Raw genomic sequence first — 1,010 nt, 5'->3', positions numbered from 1 at the left:
TCACGGACGCGGCGCACGATCAGCCGGGCGGTGACCCGCTCGCTCTTTTTGCGGCTGGCGAACGCGGTGTATGCGGGTATCTCGGCGACCTCGGCGTCCGAGATGAGCTCCCCGGTGTCGGGATCTTCCACCGCGTTCGGGTAACTGATTTTCTGCCAGGCATCGTCGGGGATGGCCAGGACGGCCCGTTTGATGGACGGGTTCATGCCGGTGGTGATCGAGAAGTGGGCTCCGGCCCGGCGGCAGGCGGCGATCACACCGGCGTTGTAGAACTGTGAGTCCGCCCGCAGGATCCGCATGCCGGTGCAGCCCGCCTCGACGGCGGTGGCCAGAGCCTCGCTCACGAATTTCGGGGCGCCGCGGGAGTCTGCTGCCTTGCCGCGTCGCATCCGCACTGCAGCGATCACCGGCCTCGATTGTGGGGTGCAGATCGTGGCCAGCAGCGGGTGCAGTGTGCGGATGCCCTTGAACCGGCCGTACTCCGCTCCCTGCTTGGCCCGCCCGTAGACCCGTTTATGAGTGGAGTCGACGTCGATGAACGCCCTCGCACCGGCGCCCGGCAGCAGTGGCGTGTGTGCGGCCAGTTCGCCGAGGAACCGGCGGTGCACGGCGTGGAGTTGAAGGGCGTGACCGTGGGTGAACGTGCGCAGGAATGTACCGAGCGTGGAGGGAGCACGGACGCCTGCGAACATCGTGGACATCGCACCATGGCGCAGGACGTTCAGGTCATCGATGCTGTCCGCGCCCGCGGCCATCCCGCCCACGATGCTCGTGACCTTGGCGTCCGCCGCCGCACCCGCCCCGTTCCCCCCACCGGGCAGCTTCACCTTCTCCGCCACCAGGCGCGAAAGACCGCACCGCTCGGCCAGCCGCATCACCGGGACCAGCCCCGCATACGCGATCAGATTCCGGTCGTCGAACGCAGCGGAGACCGCCGCCGGGGTGTGGGAAACTTGCATCTACGAGGTGCCTTGCTGATTGTGCGTGATGGTGGTGTGGTAACTCCCATC

General features: G+C 67.6%; 1 protein-coding gene. It reads right to left on the bottom strand.

The window, feature by feature from the left end:
* A partial coding sequence (locus ACWDO5_RS35750) for an IS1380 family transposase (RefSeq protein ID WP_450534685.1) occupies positions 1 to 959 on the bottom strand: 959 nt, incomplete at its 3' end.
* Positions 960 to 1,010 lie beyond the last annotated feature (51 nt).

The organism is Streptomyces sp. NPDC000880 (assembly GCF_053599675.1).
The sequence above is the reverse complement of the archived record's forward strand: the minus strand, read 5'-3'. Positions and strand labels throughout refer to the sequence as shown.